General features: G+C 54.7%; 18 protein-coding genes. 2 read left to right on the top strand and 16 right to left on the bottom strand.

From position 1 onward, the window contains the following. Window positions 1-12 precede the first annotated feature (12 nt). On the top strand, window positions 13-906 hold the full coding sequence (yihG, locus tag QLQ17_RS06825) for a 1-acylglycerol-3-phosphate O-acyltransferase, YihG family (protein ID WP_283208793.1): 894 nt from the start codon (window positions 13-15) through the stop codon (window positions 904-906). On the opposite strand, the gene QLQ17_RS06820 is transcribed toward yihG, so the two are convergent. The 5 genes from QLQ17_RS06820 to zapE all read right to left on the bottom strand — a co-directional run bounded on the left by QLQ17_RS06820 (window position 901) and on the right by zapE (window position 9,700). Then, a complete protein-coding gene (locus QLQ17_RS06820; protein WP_283208792.1) occupies window positions 901-3,597 on the bottom strand; it encodes a LuxR C-terminal-related transcriptional regulator in 2,697 nt (898 codons plus the stop codon). The two genes, yihG and QLQ17_RS06820, sit on opposite strands and share 6 nt — an antisense overlap. A gap of 209 nt (window positions 3,598-3,806) precedes the next feature. Then, window positions 3,807-5,168 carry a DUF1329 domain-containing protein gene (locus QLQ17_RS06815; RefSeq protein ID WP_283208791.1) on the bottom strand — a complete coding sequence of 454 codons (1,362 nt, stop codon included), beginning with the start codon at window positions 5,166-5,168 and terminating at the stop codon, window positions 3,807-3,809. Window positions 5,169-5,208: 40 nt separating this feature from the next. Continuing rightward, window positions 5,209-7,116 carry a DUF1302 domain-containing protein gene (locus QLQ17_RS06810; RefSeq protein ID WP_283208790.1) on the bottom strand — a complete coding sequence of 636 codons (1,908 nt, stop codon included), beginning with the start codon at window positions 7,114-7,116 and terminating at the stop codon, window positions 5,209-5,211. A 254-nt stretch (window positions 7,117-7,370) separates the two neighbouring features. Then, window positions 7,371-8,555: a thiolase family protein gene (locus QLQ17_RS06805; RefSeq protein ID WP_283208789.1), complete on the bottom strand. Its 1,185-nt coding sequence runs from the start codon at window positions 8,553-8,555 to the stop codon at window positions 7,371-7,373. A gap of 47 nt (window positions 8,556-8,602) precedes the next feature. Continuing rightward, window positions 8,603-9,700 carry a cell division protein ZapE gene (gene zapE / locus QLQ17_RS06800; protein WP_283209057.1) on the bottom strand — a complete coding sequence of 366 codons (1,098 nt, stop codon included), beginning with the start codon at window positions 9,698-9,700 and terminating at the stop codon, window positions 8,603-8,605. A 164-nt stretch (window positions 9,701-9,864) separates the two neighbouring features. Here zapE and QLQ17_RS06795 point away from each other — a divergent pair, with 164 nt between their 5' ends. Then, the gene (locus QLQ17_RS06795) at window positions 9,865-10,305 is read left to right on the top strand and encodes a Z-ring associated ZapG family protein (RefSeq protein ID WP_283208788.1); all 441 of its coding nucleotides are present in this window, start codon (window positions 9,865-9,867) and stop codon (window positions 10,303-10,305) included. Window positions 10,306-10,308: 3 nt separating this feature from the next. Here QLQ17_RS06795 and QLQ17_RS06790 read toward each other — a convergent pair whose 3' ends face one another. From QLQ17_RS06790 to QLQ17_RS06740, 11 genes are all read right to left on the bottom strand, one after another. Next, window positions 10,309-11,052, bottom strand: coding sequence for a Nif3-like dinuclear metal center hexameric protein (locus QLQ17_RS06790; protein WP_283208787.1), 744 nt, complete (start codon window positions 11,050-11,052; stop codon window positions 10,309-10,311). Between the two features lie 34 nt (window positions 11,053-11,086). Next, on the bottom strand, window positions 11,087-12,148 hold the full coding sequence (gene hisC / locus QLQ17_RS06785) for a histidinol-phosphate transaminase (protein ID WP_283208786.1): 1,062 nt from the start codon (window positions 12,146-12,148) through the stop codon (window positions 11,087-11,089). Window positions 12,149-12,162: 14 nt separating this feature from the next. Then, entirely contained in the window at window positions 12,163-13,470 is a 1,308-nt protein-coding gene (hisD, locus tag QLQ17_RS06780) for a histidinol dehydrogenase (RefSeq protein WP_283208785.1), read from the bottom strand. Between the two features lie 169 nt (window positions 13,471-13,639). Next, the gene (hisG, locus tag QLQ17_RS06775) at window positions 13,640-14,287 is read right to left on the bottom strand and encodes an ATP phosphoribosyltransferase (RefSeq protein ID WP_283208784.1); all 648 of its coding nucleotides are present in this window, start codon (window positions 14,285-14,287) and stop codon (window positions 13,640-13,642) included. A gap of 21 nt (window positions 14,288-14,308) precedes the next feature. Beyond that, window positions 14,309-15,571, bottom strand: a complete 1,263-nt coding sequence (murA, locus tag QLQ17_RS06770) for a UDP-N-acetylglucosamine 1-carboxyvinyltransferase (RefSeq protein ID WP_283208783.1) — start codon at window positions 15,569-15,571, stop codon at window positions 14,309-14,311. A gap of 27 nt (window positions 15,572-15,598) precedes the next feature. Then, on the bottom strand, window positions 15,599-15,841 hold the full coding sequence (locus QLQ17_RS06765) for a BolA/IbaG family iron-sulfur metabolism protein (RefSeq protein ID WP_283208782.1): 243 nt from the start codon (window positions 15,839-15,841) through the stop codon (window positions 15,599-15,601). An 82-nt stretch (window positions 15,842-15,923) separates the two neighbouring features. Further along, complete coding sequence (locus tag QLQ17_RS06760) at window positions 15,924-16,250, bottom strand: STAS domain-containing protein (protein WP_283208781.1); 327 nt, start codon at window positions 16,248-16,250, stop codon at window positions 15,924-15,926. After that, on the bottom strand, window positions 16,247-16,900 hold the full coding sequence (locus QLQ17_RS06755; protein ID WP_283208780.1) for an MlaC/ttg2D family ABC transporter substrate-binding protein: 654 nt from the start codon (window positions 16,898-16,900) through the stop codon (window positions 16,247-16,249). The genes QLQ17_RS06760 and QLQ17_RS06755 overlap by 4 nt, the downstream gene beginning before the upstream one ends. A gap of 45 nt (window positions 16,901-16,945) precedes the next feature. Beyond that, a complete protein-coding gene (gene mlaD / locus QLQ17_RS06750) occupies window positions 16,946-17,395 on the bottom strand; it encodes an outer membrane lipid asymmetry maintenance protein MlaD (RefSeq protein WP_283208779.1) in 450 nt (149 codons plus the stop codon). A gap of 51 nt (window positions 17,396-17,446) precedes the next feature. Next, window positions 17,447-18,229: a lipid asymmetry maintenance ABC transporter permease subunit MlaE gene (mlaE, locus tag QLQ17_RS06745; protein WP_283208778.1), complete on the bottom strand. Its 783-nt coding sequence runs from the start codon at window positions 18,227-18,229 to the stop codon at window positions 17,447-17,449. Next, window positions 18,226-19,059, bottom strand: a complete 834-nt coding sequence (locus tag QLQ17_RS06740) for an ABC transporter ATP-binding protein (RefSeq protein ID WP_283208777.1) — start codon at window positions 19,057-19,059, stop codon at window positions 18,226-18,228. Before QLQ17_RS06740 ends, mlaE begins: the two co-directional genes overlap by 4 nt. Between the last annotated feature and the right edge of the window lie 110 nt (window positions 19,060-19,169).

The raw sequence follows: 19,169 nt of genomic DNA, 5'->3' as shown, positions 1-19,169 counted from the left end.
GGGAACATACGCTTGCCGGGCGCTTTCAAGGGCGTCCTGGCAATTCTACTGGTCATCCTGAACACTCTTTGGCTATTTCCGATTCTGCTGGTATTTGCAATTATCAAACTGCTCATACCCGTTCGAGCCATAAGGAAAGGCTGCACGCGTGTTCTGGGCCGAATTGCCTGGTTATGGATCGGATTCAACAATCTCTTGGCAGACAGCCTCCACCAGATTCACTGGGACGTTAGAGGGGCCGAGGACCTGCGCCCTGACCAGTGGTATTTCGTGACTTGCAACCACCAGAGCTGGGCCGATATCCCTGCCATACAGCACGCATTGAATAGCCGAATTCCACTGCTCAAATTTTTCCTGAAGCAACAACTGATCTGGGTTCCTTTCCTGGGTATCGCCTGGTGGGCGCTGGATTTTCCGTTCATGCAGCGCCACACCCGGGAACAGATCGCCAGAGACCCAAGCCTTAAAGGCAAAGATATCGCAGCGACACGCGCGGCTTGTGAAAAATTCCGTTTTACGCCGGTCACGGTGTTCAACTTCATGGAAGGCACCCGGTTCACGTCCGCAAAGCACACGGCTCAGCGCTCTCCCTACACGCACCTGCTCAAACCTAAAGCGGGAGGAACCGCGTTCGTTCTGGAAGCCATGGGAGACACCATCACTACCATGCTGGATGTAACGATTGTTTACCCGGACGGAAAACACGGTATCTGGGACTATGCCTGCGGCCGCATCAATCGCATCATCATAGATATCAGAACCCTACAGATTCCTCAGCGTTTTCTTGGCATGAACTATCAGGAAGATGATGAGGTCAGAGCCGATTTCCAGGTCTGGGTGGGACAGCTATGGGCGGAGAAAGACCAGCGAATCGATCATTTGCTGTCAGACAGCAATCGCCTATAAAAGGCCCAACTCCCGTGCCCGAACAATGGCCTGGGTTCGCGATTTCACTTCCAGTTTCGCATTGATTCTACGCGCATGGGTTTTTACGGTGTGCAGTGAAATGTGCAGATTATCCGCAATATCCTGATTCGAAAAGCCTTGAGCAATCAGCTCAAGCACTCCGCGCTCCCGTTCACTGATTGGCTCTGCCAGAGCAATCGGCTCTGCGCCGGATGCACCGGCAATCCCATATCTGCGCCCCAGTTCTTTGGTGAAATCACTATCGGGCAGTCTTGGCCAGGTTTTCTCGATCAATGGAGCCAGCTCACGCCGTAATTCTGAAAAAGGACTGATGTAATGGGCTTCACTGGCCAGATTAACGGCATCCAGCAATAATTTCTGTGCCTGAGCAAGACCATTCTTTCGCGACGCGATAACGCTTTCCAGCAACCTGACGTGAAGTTCCAGTCCAAAAGGAACCATTTCCTGATGCCTGTCGCGAATCGCTTTCAGTGTGCCTGCCGCTTTATCATCTTCATTTCGGGCAATTTCAAGACGCGCCTGCAGGCAGTCCAGTAGGCCGGGCATCATCGGAAACATATCCGGCACACAGTTCTCCTCGCGCCAAGGAGCGAGCCGCTCCAGTGCCTGGGAGGATGCATCCAGCTGTCCGGAAACCAACCAGGTGCTGATTTTCAGTGCCTCAAGAACTGGCACGTACACTGCCGCATCTACCTTCCATGCCTGCATCGCCCTCTCTGCTCTGCCAATCCAGGTAAACGCTTCGTCAAGTCTTCCATTCGTACGACAGATAAGCACTCTGATGCTCAGGGCTAACAGGAGAGCCAGATCCCTTGTTTGCTCTGCATGTCGAATGCAGGTAACCAACAACCGGTCAGCCTCGGACTCACGCCCCTGATGCCAGAGCACCATTACCAGATGAAGCTGGAGGCGCACCTCGCCCACTCTTGCAGCACGGGCCGAATCATTCATCGCCATATCCAGCCCGGTACGGAGCAACTGCTCGGCATGTTTAAGCGCACCCTTGCCCAGTTCGATTCGGGCATGAGCGTATACGGCGAGCGCCTCCGACCCGGCATCACCAGCCTCCCGTGCCAGACGGACAGCATTCCGGTTGGCTTCCCTCGCCTTGCTGAAATTGCCTTGAGCACAGAAGGCACTTGAACGCACCAGCTCGGTCACCAGTCTTCCTTGCGCCGAGAGCTTGTCTGATTCCAAGGCACGGTTGGCACATTCCAGAGCCTCGTCAACTGCGCCTTCACCTCTCAATACAAATCCGCGAAGCGCGTCTATACGGCATCGCCAAAATTCGTCTGTATCAGCCTCGAGATCGCTGACCAACTTCCGGGCCTGGACAAACTGGCCGCCAATGGCGTGCACCCAACCATACACAATTTTTAGGCGGGGACTTTCAACAAACAAGGACTCCGGAAGGCTGTGGCGCAGCGACAAAAGTGACGCCGTGTCCTGGCCAATCAGCAGCGCTTCAGAGGCATCAGAGGCTATACGAACGGCCTCATCATGGGCTCCCGCTATCAGGGCGTACCGAAGCGCCTCCGGAACCTGATTGCGACGGCTAAACCAACGGCTCGCCTTCAAGGCTCGGTCTTCTGTCCCATCTACGGCCGGCGTTTTCAACCAATCATGTACGAGTGGCTTAAAGCGGAACCATTTGCCTCTGCCGGGAACCTGGCGGATGGGTATCCCTGCCTCGGCAGCGGCCGATGGCCTGAAAGCGTGATCACAGGATGAGTCCGCCAATGCAAGAAAAAGGTCATCTGACACCACATCCAGCTCGGCCATGATACGCAGTGAACGCTGTTGACCCGGCGTCAGGTGGATCAGCACAGCATCGCGAAGGAATCGCTCTACACTTGCTGATTCCTGAATTGGCAGTCGGGCATCAGGATCCGCCTTGATCTCCTGCTGATAAAGACCAAGAGGTGTAACCCAGCCTTCGGTGAGAGCGTAAAGATGCTCCGCGGTGATCGTCGTCATCGCCTGACGCTCGAGAGAGCCTTTCAGAAAGTCGAAGGTTTCAGCGCGTGATAGCTCAAGCTCATCCGGACCAATCCGCCGGAACCGACCCGCCAATTCCAGTGAGTGGGTTTCAAATGGAAGCGGTTTCCGAGACACCAGGACAACGGAAAGATTGGCTGGTGTTTCCAGGACAAGTTGTTGAAGAAGTCCGATAGAGGCTGGGTGGGCAATGATGCCAACGTTGTCAATAACCAAGGTTCTGGCGCCACTGAAATCGGCAGACTCGAACGCAGACAGAAGCATCGACAGAGCGTCCGGGTAACTGGCTGCATTTTTTGAGCTTCGACCACCGAACTTCGAACGAGCAGCAACCGCGACTTCAAGCAACGCAAGCAGCCGGCCTGCATCGTTTTCTAGCCCCGTTAGTGTCAACCAGCTCAGTCTGTCGGTCAGACCGGTTTCGCGGAACGCCGCACAAAGCGCGTGAGACTTTCCATATCCGGGAGGCGCCTCCAGAAACAGGACACTTCCTGGCCCGGTTGCAGCAGTGATGTTTTCTGTGAGTTTCGGACGAGCCAGATAATGTTCGACAGGCTCTGGCATTCGTACACGTTGGCGCAGTAGATCTCTAACGAGCTCCCCTTGATAAGAACCACCCAGTGCCGACTGGAACTCATCATTGGCAGCACAGCCATCATCAAATGGTTTCACGCATTGCCCCGTTGGAATCCCGGAAATACGGGGTCTCCCCCTTTATGTCCGGCAAATAAGACGTCTCGGATATAGTAATGTTGGCGACCATCATCGGGTACGCCTTTAGTATGAGTAGGCAGAGGTTAAACCAAGACAGGGGCTTGCTGCAAAAAAAAGGCGAGCCGCATGGCTCGCCTTTGTCATTACACCCAGCGGGTTAATGCGTTTTAACGGGTACCCGCACGACGCAGGGCCGCTGGGGTGTATTCCCGTGAAGAACGCTCAATACCGAAGGTGTAAGGCTGAGGCTCTTCGTTGGTCAGGCCCAACACCAGGTAACGGCCGGACAGAAGGTCGTACAGGGTCTCGACCGCGTACCATGGCACGTTCTGATCGTAGAACTGTAGATTGTGTGCTTCTGCCACACGCCACAGCTCGCCTCGACCATCGTAATGGTCGATGACAGACGCCTGCCAGGAATCTTCATCAATGTAGAAATCACGCTGAGCATAGATGTGGCGCTCACCGTCTTTCAGAGTCGCGCGAACGTGCCATACGCGGTGCAACTCATAACGAGCGTAATCCTGCTCGATATGGCCGGCCTTGACGATCTGATCATAGGTCAGATCTCGGTCAAGCAGCTTGTAAGAGTTGTATGGGATGTACATCTCTTTCTTGCCGACCAGCTCCCAGTTGTAACGGTCAGGCGCGCCGTTGTACATGTCGAAGTTATCCGATGTACGCATACCGTCAGCGGCGGTACCCGGACCATCATAGGCTACCTGCGGTGCCCGGCGAACCCGGCGCTGACCGGCGTTATATACCCACGCGCGACGAGGCTCTGCAACCTGGTCAATCGTTTCGTGTACCAGAAGTACGTTACCCGCCAGACGGGCCGGCGCGGTAATCGCCTGTTTGAAGTAGAACAATACGTTAGCATCTTCACCTGGCTCGTAATCTTCCAGGTAGGTGCGCCAGGTCAGTTCGTCCTGAAACTTGACCACGCTGAAAGCACCGCCTTCCGTCGGAGTCACCTGACCCACGTTACGCATTACTGAACCACCACGATAGCGGGTGATGTGGTTCCAGATAACCTCGAGACCATTCTGAGGAATCGGGAACGGTGTTGCGGTCTGATAGTTACCCAGCCCGTTACCGTCCTTGATCAACTCAACCTTGGTTGCGTTGGCCATGGTGTCCTGCATGACCTGATCCGGATAGCCAGCGGAACGGTGCGTTGTGTACACAGGCATTTTGTAGTCGGGATAGCGTTTGATCATGGCAACCTGACCCGGGGACAGGTTGTCGGCGTACTGATCAACGTTGCTTTGATCGATAGTGAACTTTGGCTGCTCGTTCGGAAACGGGTTCACATAGATACCATCGTTTTTGTAGCCGGCAGGTGGTGTTTTCAGGCCACCATCCCAGGCAGGGATTTCCCCGCCGTTTCCAGCCTTCTCAGCACCCATCGGAGTCAGCGTGTCGCCCAGTTTGGCAGCTTCACTCTCGGAGACAGCCCCGTATGCGTTACCGGCAAACAGCGCCGCCGACAGGATACCTGTGGCCAGTAATTTCTTGTCTAGTTTCATCTAAAAATACCTCGTTAAACGAATTCAGGCACAGTCGGTTTTAGAACGAGTACGAAACGCTCGCACTGACGAAATCCCGATCAGTCAACTCATTGAACGGTTCGCCATCCATGAAGTTTGTGTACCCGATATTACCTGTGATCGAGTTCTGATATACGGCCTCGAGTGACACACCGATTGCCTTGCGGTCTTCAATGAAGTTTCCGGCAGGCTGTGGCGCATAACCATCCACGTCATGGCTCCAGGCCAGCTGCGGGCTCAGGTTTACACCAGCCAGGGCATTCGGATAGCTCCAGACCAGACGAGCACGATAACCCCAGGAGAAAGAGGTGGTGTACCCTTCGTTGTTACAGTAGTTCGAGTTGGAGTTCGCACCGGCGTTGTTCAAAGCCGGAATATCTGATCCGGACAAACAAGCGTCCCTGCCTGAGGATCTTGGAATAGTACCAATGCCAAACGTTCCTGAACGACCATATCGTGCTTCGTCATAGCCCGGCAGGTCATGAACATAAGTTGCGCCTACCTCAGAGATGAAGGACAGACGGCTCGCGCCCATGACCTGGTCGAAGAACTTGATCAATGTCATCTGAGCTTGTGACACGTTGTACAGATCATAGCCACTGATGCTTTCACCGCTTAGCTGACCGCTTCCGACAGGAACGCCCGCTTCTTTTTCACGCGCGATTTGCAGCAAGCTCAAAGGCCCTTCAGAGTCAACAATCTGCAAGCCACCGAGAATCAGCTCGAACGAACTCCACTGAACCGGCACATTGTCCCTGAAGCTGTATTCAGCACCCAACGACCAGCCTCCTGGGGTGGTCGTATTGATACTGATGCCGTAAAGGTCAATGTTCTCCGGATACTCAATGAAATAGTCGTTGATCTGGCCAACAGAGTCCCCGACCGTACCGCTAACCAGTGGAAGCCTGCTGTTGTACTTGATGTAGTAGAAACCAAGCTCGGAATCGTTTAGCTCCGGCACATACCAACGGACTGCGACACCAAACTGGTCTTTGGTGTCTGCGTCTTTGTCTGGAGCACGCAGGGCCAAGCCGGCGTTGTTCTCAAGATAGAACTCCTGTGGAGCCGAGCTGGCGAGAATGACGGGGCCGCACCCATCAGCAGCAAAATCGTTCGTCGAGAAGAAGGTTCCACAGTCGTCAGGTTTTACAGGCTCCCAGTCAGTTTGTACAAAGCCTTCAACCGTGATGTTTTCTGTGATACCCGCAGAAACGTAAAACATTTCCACTGGCAATAAGGCATCTTTGAGTTCAGAGCCTGGCGCTCGAAATGCAGGAACGTCTACCGGATTGATGGTATTGATACCGCCTTGGATAAACGTACTTTCACCCCAACTAATCACCTGTTTACCGTAACGGAGACTGACGGGAACGTTACCGAAATACCAATCCGAGAACACGTAGGCGTCAAGCAAATCAGCGCCTGACGCGTTGTCATCGGCCTTGGAGTTCAACTCCCTGCGCTGGCGACTCTCATCCTTAAGTTCAAAATCATAGTAATAGCGTCCACGGACAAAACCGCCTACGCGAGTGAGTGTATCGCTATCAACACTGTAATTAAGGAACAGATCAGTGTTGCCTTTGACGATTTTGGAGACCGTATCTCCCTTATTAAAGTTCAGGTTACCGTCGTCAAAGTTGTTGGACGAGGCCGCTGAATTCTGCAAATTCGGATCAGAAGCCGGGTTCGGTCCTGCACTCGTTGGATTCGGTGCGTATTCCGGCCCGAGGTTACCTTCAGCAATCAGACGCTCATCCCGGTGAGTGGTACGCCAGGTAGCACCTGCTGACAGCGTGGTGTTCAGAGACGCTTCCACATCTCCCATATAAAATGAATAGGCGGATGCCTGACCGGACATACCGGCTGCAACCGCGACGGCCAGCGGCAATTTGACCCACTGCTGCCATTGATGTGTTCTTCTTGTCATTGGAAGGCTACTCCATTGTTGTTCTGAGTCGCTGCTCTGATTATTGGTGTTCACGATGTTTGGAGGCTTCATGCACAGTGCTCGTGATGTTGGCACTATAGCTAACGCCATCGGGCGCTTTGATCAGTCAAAAGTATGATTTTACGATTACACCCCTCTGAACGGCAGGCTCCCCTCGCACCGAATCAATATAGACAACAAATCCGGATGCAACCAGCCGCTACAGAGGGTTTCTGAAAATCGATGACCATCGATTAAAGCATTTCGATAGCCATGGCGGTCGCTTCACCACCACCGATGCACAGTGCCGCTATGCCTTTTTTCTTCCCATAGTGCTTCAGCGCGTGCATAAGGGTCACCAGAAGACGAGAACCGGTGGACCCGACGGGGTGCCCCTGGGCGCAGGCGCCGCCGTGAACATTGACCTTTTCCGGATCCAGGCCCAGCTCGCGAATCGGCATCATGGCGACCATGGCAAAGGCTTCATTGATCTCGAACAGATCCACGTCGTCTTTGGCCCATCCGGTCTTGCCAAACAGGGTCTCGATGGCACCAACGGGGGCACAGGTGAATTCAGACGGATGCTGCGACTGGGTGCTGTGACCTACAATCCGGGCCAGGGGCTTGAGGCCCCGTTTTTCTGCCTCAGACTCCCGCATGAGCACCAGCGCGGAGGAACCATCTGAAATGGACGACGCGTTGGCCGCGGTAACAGTGCCGTCCTTTTTAAACGCCGGACGCAAGCTCGGAATCTTTTCAATATTGGCATTGTGAGGCTGCTCATCGTCCTCAACAACGACATCCCCCTTGCGGGACTTAACGGTCACGGGAATGATTTCTTCCTTCAAAAGGCCCTTCTCAATGGCCGACTTCGCGCGCGTCAGCGACTGAATCGCGTAGGCATCCATATCCTCACGAGAATAACCTTTCTGATCCGCCATATCCTGAGCAAACGATCCCATCAAACGACCAGTTTCAGCGTCTTCCAGGCCATCGAGGAACATGTGATCCTGGGGCGCATCGCCCGGCCCCATTCGGTAACCCTTGCGAGCGCCCAATAACAGGTACGGAGCGTTGGACATGCTCTCCATTCCGCCGGCCACCATCACATCGTTGGTGCCAGCTTTGATCAAATCGTGTGCAAACATCGCAGCTTTCATGCCAGAACCGCAGAGCTTGTTGATGGTGGTCGCCCCCGTGCTGTCAGGCAAACCCGCCTGGCGCATGGCCTGACGTGCCGGCCCCTGCTTCAGGCCTGCTGGCAACACATTACCCATGATCACTTCCTGCACATCTTTAGGCTGAAGACCGGCACGGCGAATAGCCTCGGCAATACTGATGGCACCTAGCTCCGGCGCAGAAACAGACGCCAGACTGCCCTGGAAACCACCCATCGGGGTGCGCGCCCCACTTACGATAACAACACTGTCACTGCTCATGCTTGATCCTCTTGAAGTTCACTACTGAAGAGTCATAACCTCACGGTTCACGCCTTGTGTGGCGCCTCCAGATACTCTCTGGACTGCATTTCCAAAAGCCGTGATTCCGTTCTCTCAAACTCAAACCCGAGGCGCCCGCCGGCATACAGTTCGGTGATTGGGGCCTCTGCCGACAGAATTACCTTTACGTTCCTGTCGTAAAACTCATCGATGAGGTTGATAAAGCGACGCGCCTGATCATCGGTATCATTACCCATCACCGGTACATTACTGATAATGACAGCGTGAAATTCCCGCGCCAGCTCGATGTAATCATTCTGGCTCCGCGGCCCATCGCACAGGGTTTTAAAGTCAAACCAGACCACGTCGTCGGCGTGATCGATCGCTTTCAGTTTGCGACCGTTAATATCAAGCTCCAGGCTGTGACTGCCCGCCTGAACGGCCAGGCTGTCGTAGCTACGCTGCAGACTGGCATCCGATTCAGCATCCAGGGGATAGTGGTAAAGCTCCGCCTGTTCCAGTGAACGAAGCCGGTAATCCACACCACCATCCACGTTGACCACATCTGTATGCTTTTTCACCAGTTCAATTGCCGGCAGGAAACGGGCTCTCTGGAGGCCGTCTTTATAGAGACCATCAGGTACGATGTTCGAAGTGCAAACCAGTGTGACACCGCGACTGAACAAACCGTCCATCAAAGTGGCGAGAATCATGGCATCACCAATGTCCGACACAAAAAACTCGTCGAAACAGATCACTCTGGTTTCATCGGCAAACTGCTTCGCAACGATATCGAGTGGATTTTTCTCGCCTTTCAGCGCTTTCAGCTCCCTGTGTACCCGCTGCATAAAACGATGAAAATGCACACGCATTTTGCGCTCGAAGGGCAAGGCCTCGTAAAACGTGTCCATGAGGTAGGTTTTGCCGCGGCCAACGCCACCCCAGAAATACAGGCCTTTAATCGGATCCTCCTTCCCCTTCTTCATCTTGAGACGAAGTTTGACCATTGGCTTATGCCGTTCTCTTTCCGCGGCGACCAGTTTGTCGTACAGTGACTGCAAACGACGAACTGCATCCTCCTGGGCGGAGTCTCGCTGGAACTCCGGGCGTTCCATGTCTTTCTGGTAGCGTTCCAATGGTGTCATTTGGGGAGCCATCTGGGTGCGATTCAATTCGTTCATGGATGCAAATCCCGATATCGGGTTCAGAGTCGGGGTTGGAATTCTCGGCCGCGTATTGTGGCCGATTTTCGGATTCGGCGCCACGTTGCGCCAGATACAGCCGTATTATCTAAAGGACGATTCACACTATGACTAACCTGATTTTGGCCGCCGTCGCCGCCCTCGTCGTCGGTCTGATTATAGGCATTCTCATTGGCCGCTCCGGACAAGGCTCAACTCTTCGCCAGCGTCGTGCAGAGCAGCAAATTGAGGAAATCAGGAACGAATACACGCGCTATCAGGCGCAGGTCAACGAACATTTTATGGAGTCTGCCCACCTGCTGCGTCGATTCAACGACAGTTACCGGGACGTTAACCAGCACATGGCCAGGGGCGCGAACCGGTTGTGCAATGACGAAGAGTGGCTGCACGAACTTGAACAGGAAAACTCAAAGGCGCGCCTTGAAGGCAACGCGACCGACAAAGACGGCGTAGAACCTCCCCGCGATTATGCTCCGAAAAGTGACCCTGAGGAAAAAGGCACACTGTCAGAAGATTTCGGCCTGCCCGAGAATCAGCAGAAAGCCTGACCGTTATACCGGGTTGTCACAGTCTATAAATCGGTGCTCGATACCGAATGCCGCCTCCAGCGCCCTCCCCAGGGCCTGGACGCCGTAACGCTCTGTTGCGTGATGACCGGCGGCATAATAGTGAATTCCGCACTCGCGGGCAGTATGAGTCGTTGGCTCAGATATCTCTCCACTGATATAGGCATCCAGCCCCGCGTCCAGAGCCTTGTCAATGAAGCCCTGGGCGGCCCCCGTGCACCAACCGATTCGGGATATGTTTTCCGGGCCTGACCCTACATGCAGCGGAACCCGCTCTAGAGCACCAGAAAGCCTGTTTTTGAGCTCGCTAGGCGAAAGCGGCTCGGCCAGCTCGCCCTGCCAGACCAGTCCATCCATCGGCCTTGGAGTTCGTATATCCAGTACGTCCGCCAACTGGCGATTATTACCATACTCGGGGTGGTCATCCAGTGGCAGATGGTAGGCAACCAGATTGATGTTGTGCTGCAAAAGGCGCTGGATTCTGGCCCTTTTCATGCCACGAATCGCCTGATCCTCGCCTTTCCAGAAGTAGCCGTGATGCACCAGAATCATATCCGCACCGGCTTCTACGGCTGCGTCAATCAGTTCCTTTGAGGCAGTGACACCGGTGATGATTCGGTTCACATCCTCAGTTCCCTCCACCTGAAGACCGTTGGGACAATAGTCTTTGAAATCATCCGGCGAAAGCCAGCCTGTGAGGGTATTCAGTATCTCGGTTCTGGAGGCCATGCATTCTCTCCTTTCGGGCAGACTGACGACGGGATCAAGCAGATATAAGCTCTTCAAGGGCCTGTATCAGGCGCTTGTTCTGATCGGCCGTACCGGTCGTTATACGCAGGAAATCCTCGATACGCGCCTTGTTGAAATGGCGCACGATCACACCTCGTTCTCTCAGGCCCAACGCAAGTGACTGTCCGGTGTGTTCTGGGTGGCGTGCAAACACGAAATTGGCTTTGGATGGCAGCACCTCAAAACCGAGACCTTCCAGCTTCTGAGTGACCCACTCACGCTCGCCCACAACGCCTTCACAGGTCGCCTTGAACCAGTCATTGTCTTCAAATGCAGCAATGGCCCCGGCCAGGGCAAGCTTATCCAATGGATAAGAGTTGAAGCTGTTTTTGACCCGATTCAGCGCCTCAATGAGTTCGGGATTGCCAACTGCAAAGCCCACGCGAAGACCAGCCAATGAACGCGCTTTAGACAACGTCTGGCAGACCAACAGATTGGGATACAGATTGACCAGCGCGATGGCCGATTCGCCACCAAAGTCGACGTAGGCCTCGTCCACAACGACAACACGATCCGGATTGGCGGCCAGAATGGTCTCTACCGAATCCAGAGCCAGAAAGCGGCCCGTCGGCGCATTCGGGTTAGGGAAAATCACGCCGCCGTTGGGCTGAACATAGTCTTCCGGGTTGATCTCGAACGTATCCGTCAGCGGAATTTTCTTGCCCTCAATGCCATACAAGCCGCAATAGACCGGATAAAAACTGTATGTGACGTCGGGAAACAATACCGGCTGACCATGCTGGAACAGTCCATAAAAGATGTGAGCCAACACCTCATCAGACCCATTCCCCAGAAACACCTGATCTGGACTGATCTGGTGATAGCGGGCAATGGTCGCTTTCAGCGCTTCGCCCTCGGGATCGGGGTATAGACGGAGATTGTCACCGAGCTCGCCACGAATCGCGTCCAGCACTTTGGGTGATGGCCCAAACGGATTTTCATTGGTATTGAGTTTGACCAGGTCGGCCATTTTGGGTTGCTCACCCGGCACATACGGCACCAGGTCATGAACCCTGGGGCTCCAGAACTTACTCATAATGTGTCGCCCTTTCAGTCTTTGACCCGATATTCAGCAGAACGGGCGTGAGCGGTCAGCCCCTCGCCCCTGGCCAGAACCGAGGCAACTCGCCCCATCCTGTCTGCGCCAGCCGCACTGAAACCGATGATGGATGAGCGCTTTTGAAAATCGTAAACGCCCAGCGGCGACGAGAACCGAGCCGTTCCACTGGTTGGCAAAACGTGGTTTGGCCCAGCACAGTAATCGCCAAGCGCCTCGGCCGTATAGCGGCCCATGAAAATCGCACCCGCGTGACGAATCTGATCTACCAGTGCTTCAGGTTCTGCCACGGAAAGCTCAAGGTGCTCTGGCGCAATCCGGTTGGCCACCGAGGCAGCCTCTGCAAGATCGTTCACCTGTATAAACGCAGCGCGGTCAGTCATTGATGTGCCAATAATGTCGGCGCGCTCCATGGTTGGCAGCAGCGCCTGGACACTCTTCTCGACGGCATCCAAAAACTCCCCATCCGGACTGATCAGAATCGACTGGGCCTGTTCATCGTGCTCTGCCTGGGAGAACAGATCCATGGCAATCCAGTCGGGATCCGTCTGACCATCGCAGATCACCAGAATTTCCGATGGGCCAGCGATCATGTCTATGCCCACGGTGCCGAACACTTCCCGCTTTGCAGTTGCCACGAAAATGTTGCCCGGGCCAACGATCTTGTCCACGGCTGGAATGGTATCGGTCCCGTAGGCCAGCGCACCTACTGCCTGAGCCCCACCCACACAGAAGACACGATCCACCCCGGCAATGTAAGCCGCCGCCAAAACCATGTCGTTCACGACGCCATCCGGTGTCGGAACCACCATGATAATTTCGCCAACGCCAGCCACTTTTGCCGGAATAGCGTTCATCAAAACGGAAGACGGATAGGCTGCCTTACCGCCCGGCACGTAGAGACCGGCCCGGTCGAGAGGGGTCACCTTCTGACCAAGAACCGTGCCATCATCGTCCTCATACTGCCAGGATTTCTGGTTCTGGCGCTCGTGATAGTCGCGAATTCGCTCTGCTGCCTTCTCCAGAGCGGCCCTCTGATCCTCGGGGATGGCTGACAAAGATTGCTGAAGTCGATCTTTGCTCATTTCCAGATCGTTCACAGAGCCGACCTTCAGGCGATCAAACTTCTCGGTAAATTCCAGAACGGCAGCGTCGCCGCGGGTTTTAACCTGATGCAGGATATGGCGAACCGACTCGTTGACTGATTGATCGACACTGTCGTCCCAAGCCAGCAAACGAGCCAGCTCGGTATCAAAGTCGCTTTGGGAAGCATCCAGTCTGGTAATACTGATATCGGTCATTTCCAAATCCTGTACGGGATTGATCAATAAGACTTCTTAAGTTCCCCAAGGCCTGGGGAGTGGTCGGGGACGGTTGACCAAAACTGTGCGGAGCCATGGATGGCGGAGCCCAAGCGCCACATGGATGTGCCGAAGGAGCGTGTTTTGGGCGACCGTTCCCGAGCGCGACCTACTCTGCAGCGCGACGATGGTCCACTGCCGCAGACATTTTCTCAATTATGGGGTTGAGAGCACCGTGTTTCATCTTCATCGACGTGCGGTTCACCACCAGACGACTGCTGATGTTTTCAATCAATTCTCTTGCTTCAAGGCCATTTGCCTTAAGCGTATTGCCAGTGTCCACAATATCGACGATCTCATCAGCCAAATGCAGAATCGGCGCTAGCTCCATGGCGCCATACAGCTTGATAATATCCGCCTGCCGGCCTTGGGCCGCATAATAGCGACGCGCGATATCTACGAACTTGGTGGCCACCCGGATTCGGCCAGTTGGCGCTGGCTGGCCTTTCAAACCTGCGGTCATCAGGCGGCAGCGTGAAATATTCAGATCCAGCGGCTCGTAGAGACCTTCACCACCGTGCTCCATCAGCACGTCCTTGCCGGTCACGCCAACGTCGGCGCCACCGTACTGAACATAGGTGGGCACGTCCGTGGCGCGAAGCACCAGCACGCGAACGTCCGGATCGGTGGTCGGAAACACCAGTTTTCGGGATTTTTTGACATCATCGACCAGTTCAATGCCAGCTTCTTTCAACAACGGCAGCGTTTCATCAAGAATCCGGCCCTTGGACAGGGCAATGGTGATGGAGTCAGTCATGCTCTATTCCGGTCAATGTTTTTAGCCTGGCAGGCGGCGAATGCTGGCACCCAACAGCTGTAGTTTTTCCTCAATACACTCGTAGCCGCGGTCAATGTGGTAAATGCGATCAACGATGGTGTCGCCATCAGCCACCAGCCCTGCAATGACAAGGCTCGCAGACGCACGCAGATCTGTGGCCATCACCGGCGCACCGGTCAAATGGTCCACGCCTTTGATGATCGCAGCGTTACCTTCCAGCGTGATTTCTGCTCCCATGCGAATCAGTTCCTGGAGATGCATGAACCGGTTTTCAAACACCGTTTCTACAATGGTTCCAGAGCCTTCCGAGACCGCGTTCATGGCCGCAAACTGCGCCTGCATATCTGTCGGAAATGCCGGGTAAGGAGCCGTTCGCAGGCTGACGGCCTTGGGCCGGTTTCCCTTCATGTCCAGGGAAATCCAGTCTTTACCGGTGTCTATATCGGCACCTGCTTCTTCCAGCTTAAGCAGCACGGCTTCAAGCAGGTCTTCACGGGTATCCTTCAGCTTGACCTTGCCACGGGTTGCAGCTGCTGCCACCAGATAGGTACCGGTTTCAACACGGTCCGGCAGGACGTCATAATGGCAACCATGCAACCGCTTGACCCCGTTGATTTCGATGGTCGCAGAACCATGGCCTTTGATGTCTGCGCCCATGGCAATCAGGCACTCGGCCAGATCCACGACCTCGGGTTCGCGGGCGGCATTCTCGAGGATGGTCTTACCGTCAGCCAGCGCCGCCGCCATCATGAGGTTCTCGGTCCCGGTCACAGTAACTGTGTCCAGAAAGATGTGAGCACCTTTCAAGCGGCCATTGGTTTTCGCTTTGATGTAGCCGTTCTCGACTTTCACTTCGGCACCCATCGCTTCAAGGCCATGGATGTGAAGATTGACCGGCCTGCTGCCAATCGCACAGCCGCCAGGCAGCGATACTTCCGCCTCGCCAAAGTGAGCAACCAGCGGGCCAAGCACCAGAATCGACGCCCGCATCGTCTTTACCAACTCGTAAGGTGCATGGAACTGTTTGATGGTGTTTGCGTGCACCTCCACACTCATTTTCTCATCGATCATCAATTCCACGCCCATTCGACCAAGCAGCTCGATCATGGTGGTGATGTCGTTGAGATGCGGAAGATTTCCCACAGTGACCGGCTCATCAGCCAGCAGCGTTGCAGCCAGAATCGGGAGTGCAGCGTTTTTGGCCCCGGAAATCCGGATTTCACCAGACAGCGGTTTGCGGCCTCTGATCAGAAGTTTGTCCACGATAAATTCCTGTTGTTGTTGGGGCTATCAGCCCTGGCGAGCCGCCCACTCCGCGGGAGTAAATGCTTTCGGGTGCAGGGCATGAATGGTTCCATCCATAACGTGCTGGAACAGAGCCTTGTTGATCATTTGCTGTCGCTTGATCGTCGTTAAACCCTCAAACACCTCACCCACGACAACGACGAGATAGTGATTGCCATCCACCTGGACTTCTACTTCACAGCCCGGCAGTGCTTCTTTAACCAACTCGACGACTTCAGGGGCTTCCATAAACTTTCCTCAGGCGTTTGTGAACCAAGGGCGGGATTGTAACTAATTAAGGGCTTCGGGTCAGCTATGGCGGATCAGGGATTCAAGCATGAGGGGCCGACGATTCCAGCCCTGGCAGGTGATCGCCAAGACCACTCAGTGACGCAAGAGACAAGAGCCTTCCTGTCACACCTTCCAGACGGAGGTTAAGACTGTTGGCACCGGCCCTGCGAAACCAGCACAACAACAGCGACAGCACCACGCTGTGGGCGGCGCCTAGGTCGGACAGATCGACAATCAATTCTTTCCCGGCATTCTGGGCGAGCAGCCTCTCGCCCTCCTTTCGAATCCCCACAACGTTCTCCGAGGTAATCTCCCCGTCGACCTTTAAGCGGTTTCCGTCAAGGGTCAACCGGGGAGAGCTGTTCATGAGTTGCCCACTTCCTGTTCCAGGTTCAAAGAATCAATCGCACTGCCCCAGTTATCAATCACCGCCTGAATCTTGCCACGGCGCTGTTCCATCTCCTGGCTGAAACGATCGCGGAAGGCCAACCCGATGTTTACACCCTCGACGATGACGTTTTCCATCATCCAGCGACCTTCGTCCGTTTTGTACATGGAGTAGGTGACCGGGTACCGGTTACCCGACGCGCTGATGACTTCCATCTGAACCGAGGCGCGCCCAGCGTTATCAGGGTTGATCAACGCTTCTTTTACTTTTATTTCAAAATCATCGGCGCTAACCAGGGCCTGAGCATAGCTGTCGAACAGGCTGCGTTTGAACTTTTTAACGAATTCGTCACGCTGCTCAGGCGTCGTCTGACGCGCATACCTGCCCATCACACGGGCTGCAATACGCCTGAAATCAACAAAATCACTTAACTCATCGTCCATGCTCTTGTAAAAGGCTTCCGGATCCTCCGAATACAGCCCCTTCTCGGCACTAAGCTTTTGAACAAGCTGTTGGGTATTCTTATCCACGTATTGTTTCAAATCGTCCTCCGGGCTCGCCAGCGCAGGCGCCGAGGCCCCAAAAAACACGAGAAAAAGGGCCCAAAGGCCGGTTCGGAAGTTAAGCATTGGTTTCTCCTGTCTCAACCAAGATTGCACGCCAGTCCATGTCAACTACTGACCAGAAGCAAAATTTGAAATCAGCCGCTCCAGATTCATGGCAGACTGAGTGGTGTAAAAGGTATCTCCGTCTGCCAGAGATTCCATATCGCCGCCAACCGATACATCAATATACTGCTCGCCCAACAGGCCGGATGTACGTATTACTGCAGCGCTGTCTGCCGGTATATTATCCACGCTGCCGTCAACTGCAATCGCCACGAGGGCCTGAAACGTTTCACGGTCCAGTGTGATATCCCGAATGCTGCCGATGGTGACACCAGCCATGGACACCTTCGCCCTTGGCGTCAGGCCACCAGCGTCGTTGAATTTGGCATACAGGGTATAGGAATCTTCTGATGATTTCGGGGTCAGCCCACTCACCTGCAAGGCCAGAAACAGCAATGCCGCCACGCCTGCCACCATGAAGAGCCCGACCGTCAGGTCAGCCGTTTTTTGTGCCATTTACGAACCCTCTACTGTTTCAATCATTGTACTACCGCCTGTGCCTTCGGATCAGAAATCTCCGAACATCACGGCAGTCAGCACGAAATCAAGACCTAAAACGGCCAGCGACGAAAACACCACGGTTTTTGTGGTAGCCGAACTAATGCCCGCCGAGGTCGGCACACAATCGTACCCTTGATACACGGCGATCCAGGTGCATACAAAGCCAAACACCACGCTCTTTACAACACCGTTGAGTACATCGGTGGTGAAGCTGACCGACGATTGCATGTTGCCCCAGTAGGAGCCCTCAAAGACACCCAACCATTCAACGCCAACCAACATGCCACCCCAGATACCGACCACAGAGAAAATGGCCGCAAGCACGGGCACGGAAAGGAATCCGGCCCAGAAGCGAGGCGCTATGACCCGTCGAAGGGGATCAACACCCATCATCTCCATACTGGAAAGCTGTTCTGTCGCTTTCATAAGGCCAATTTCTGCCGTAAGCGCTGAACCGGCCCTACCCGCAAACAACAACGCCGTTACTACAGGCCCAAGTTCACGAACCAGCGTTAGGGCAATCATCTGACCAATGGCCGCTTCCGAGCCGTAGTCACTGAGTATTGTGTAGCCCTGAAGGCCAAGCACCATCCCGATAAACAGCCCGGAAACCACAATGATGGCCAGAGACAACACACCCACAGAGTAGATCTGCCTGACCAGCAACGGGAAGCCAACGCGCGGATCAGGCACGCCCGCCAGTGCGCCAAAAAGGAATTGACCCGCGCGCCCGACGGATTCAATCATTTCGCGCCCGTGCCGGCCGAAAACCACTATTCTATTAATCATTGACCATCCCCGTACTGGCCGGGGCCAGCAATCCCCCAATCCGCTGCGGCATCAACAGATGGAAAATGGAAAGGTACGGGGCCATCAGGACGCCCCTTCAGAAACTGCTGCACTTCGTCGGAGGGATGATTCTGGAGCTCTTCCGGCGTGCCATCGCCAATGATACGACCACCGGAGACGATGCAGGCGTAGTGGCAAATGCTCAGGGACTCGGGAACGTCGTGGGATACCAGTACGCTGGTCAGCCCCATCGACGCATTGAGATCACGAATCAGCTTCACAACAACGCCCATGGCAATGGGATCCTGGCCAGCGAATGGCTCGTCGTACATGATTAATTCCGGATCCAGGGCGATGCTGCGCGCCAGTGCCGCGCGACGGGTCATACCACCGGACAGCTGTGCCGGCATGAGATCCCTGGCGCCCCGCAGCCCGACCGCTTCCAGCTTCATCAATACAATGTCTCGAATCATGTCGTCCGGCAACCGGGTATGAACCCGAATCGGGAAAGCGACGTTTTCAAAGACGCTCAAATCGGTGAACAAGGCCCCGCTCTGGAACAGCATGCCCATCTTTTCCCGAAGGCGGTAGAGCGCTTTCCGGCCAAGGTCGGGCACCGACTCGCCTGCGACCATCACTGTACCGGCCTCAGGTTTCAGTTGACCACCAATCAGTCTCAACAACGTGGTCTTTCCGGTGCCGCTGGGCCCCATGATCGCGGTAACTTTTCCTTTCGGAATCTGCAGACTGAGACCATCAAAGATACGTCGTTCTCCACGGGAGAAAACCACGTCTCTTAATTCAATATAGGGATCTTTTGCCACGCTCATGCCTGTATCCGAATCAATATTCAGAGCGCTACAGTATGCCAAGCTGATTGGAACCTCAATCGGTCCGCGACATTATGAACGGATGTCAATGCGACCTCTCAGCCTGGACG

It is taken from the genome of Marinobacter sp. CHS3-4, from assembly GCF_030053415.1.
In the GTDB taxonomy this organism is placed as follows: Bacteria; Pseudomonadota; Gammaproteobacteria; order Pseudomonadales; family Oleiphilaceae; genus Marinobacter.
This window is presented reverse-complemented; position numbering and strand designations above follow the sequence as displayed.

Coding starts and splice junctions, on each gene's coding strand:
- mlaE (WP_283208778.1), bottom strand. CDS start 18,229: ATGATTAATAGAATAGTGGTTTTCGGCCGGCACGGGCGCGAAATGATT.
- QLQ17_RS06810 (WP_283208790.1), bottom strand. CDS start 7,116: ATGACAAGAAGAACACATCAATGGCAGCAGTGGGTCAAATTGCCGCTG.
- QLQ17_RS06805 (WP_283208789.1), bottom strand. CDS start 8,555: ATGAGCAGTGACAGTGTTGTTATCGTAAGTGGGGCGCGCACCCCGATG.
- QLQ17_RS06760 (WP_283208781.1), bottom strand. CDS start 16,250: ATGAACAGCTCTCCCCGGTTGACCCTTGACGGAAACCGCTTAAAGGTC.
- zapE (WP_283209057.1), bottom strand. CDS start 9,700: ATGACACCATTGGAACGCTACCAGAAAGACATGGAACGCCCGGAGTTC.
- QLQ17_RS06740 (WP_283208777.1), bottom strand. CDS start 19,059: ATGAGCGTGGCAAAAGATCCCTATATTGAATTAAGAGACGTGGTTTTC.
- mlaD (WP_283208779.1), bottom strand. CDS start 17,395: ATGGCACAAAAAACGGCTGACCTGACGGTCGGGCTCTTCATGGTGGCA.
- QLQ17_RS06755 (WP_283208780.1), bottom strand. CDS start 16,900: ATGCTTAACTTCCGAACCGGCCTTTGGGCCCTTTTTCTCGTGTTTTTT.
- hisG (WP_283208784.1), bottom strand. CDS start 14,287: ATGACTGACTCCATCACCATTGCCCTGTCCAAGGGCCGGATTCTTGAT.
- QLQ17_RS06765 (WP_283208782.1), bottom strand. CDS start 15,841: ATGGAAGCCCCTGAAGTCGTCGAGTTGGTTAAAGAAGCACTGCCGGGC.
- hisD (WP_283208785.1), bottom strand. CDS start 13,470: ATGACCGATATCAGTATTACCAGACTGGATGCTTCCCAAAGCGACTTT.
- QLQ17_RS06790 (WP_283208787.1), bottom strand. CDS start 11,052: ATGGCCTCCAGAACCGAGATACTGAATACCCTCACAGGCTGGCTTTCG.
- QLQ17_RS06815 (WP_283208791.1), bottom strand. CDS start 5,168: ATGAAACTAGACAAGAAATTACTGGCCACAGGTATCCTGTCGGCGGCG.
- hisC (WP_283208786.1), bottom strand. CDS start 12,148: ATGAGTAAGTTCTGGAGCCCCAGGGTTCATGACCTGGTGCCGTATGTG.
- QLQ17_RS06795 (WP_283208788.1), top strand. CDS start 9,865: ATGACTAACCTGATTTTGGCCGCCGTCGCCGCCCTCGTCGTCGGTCTG.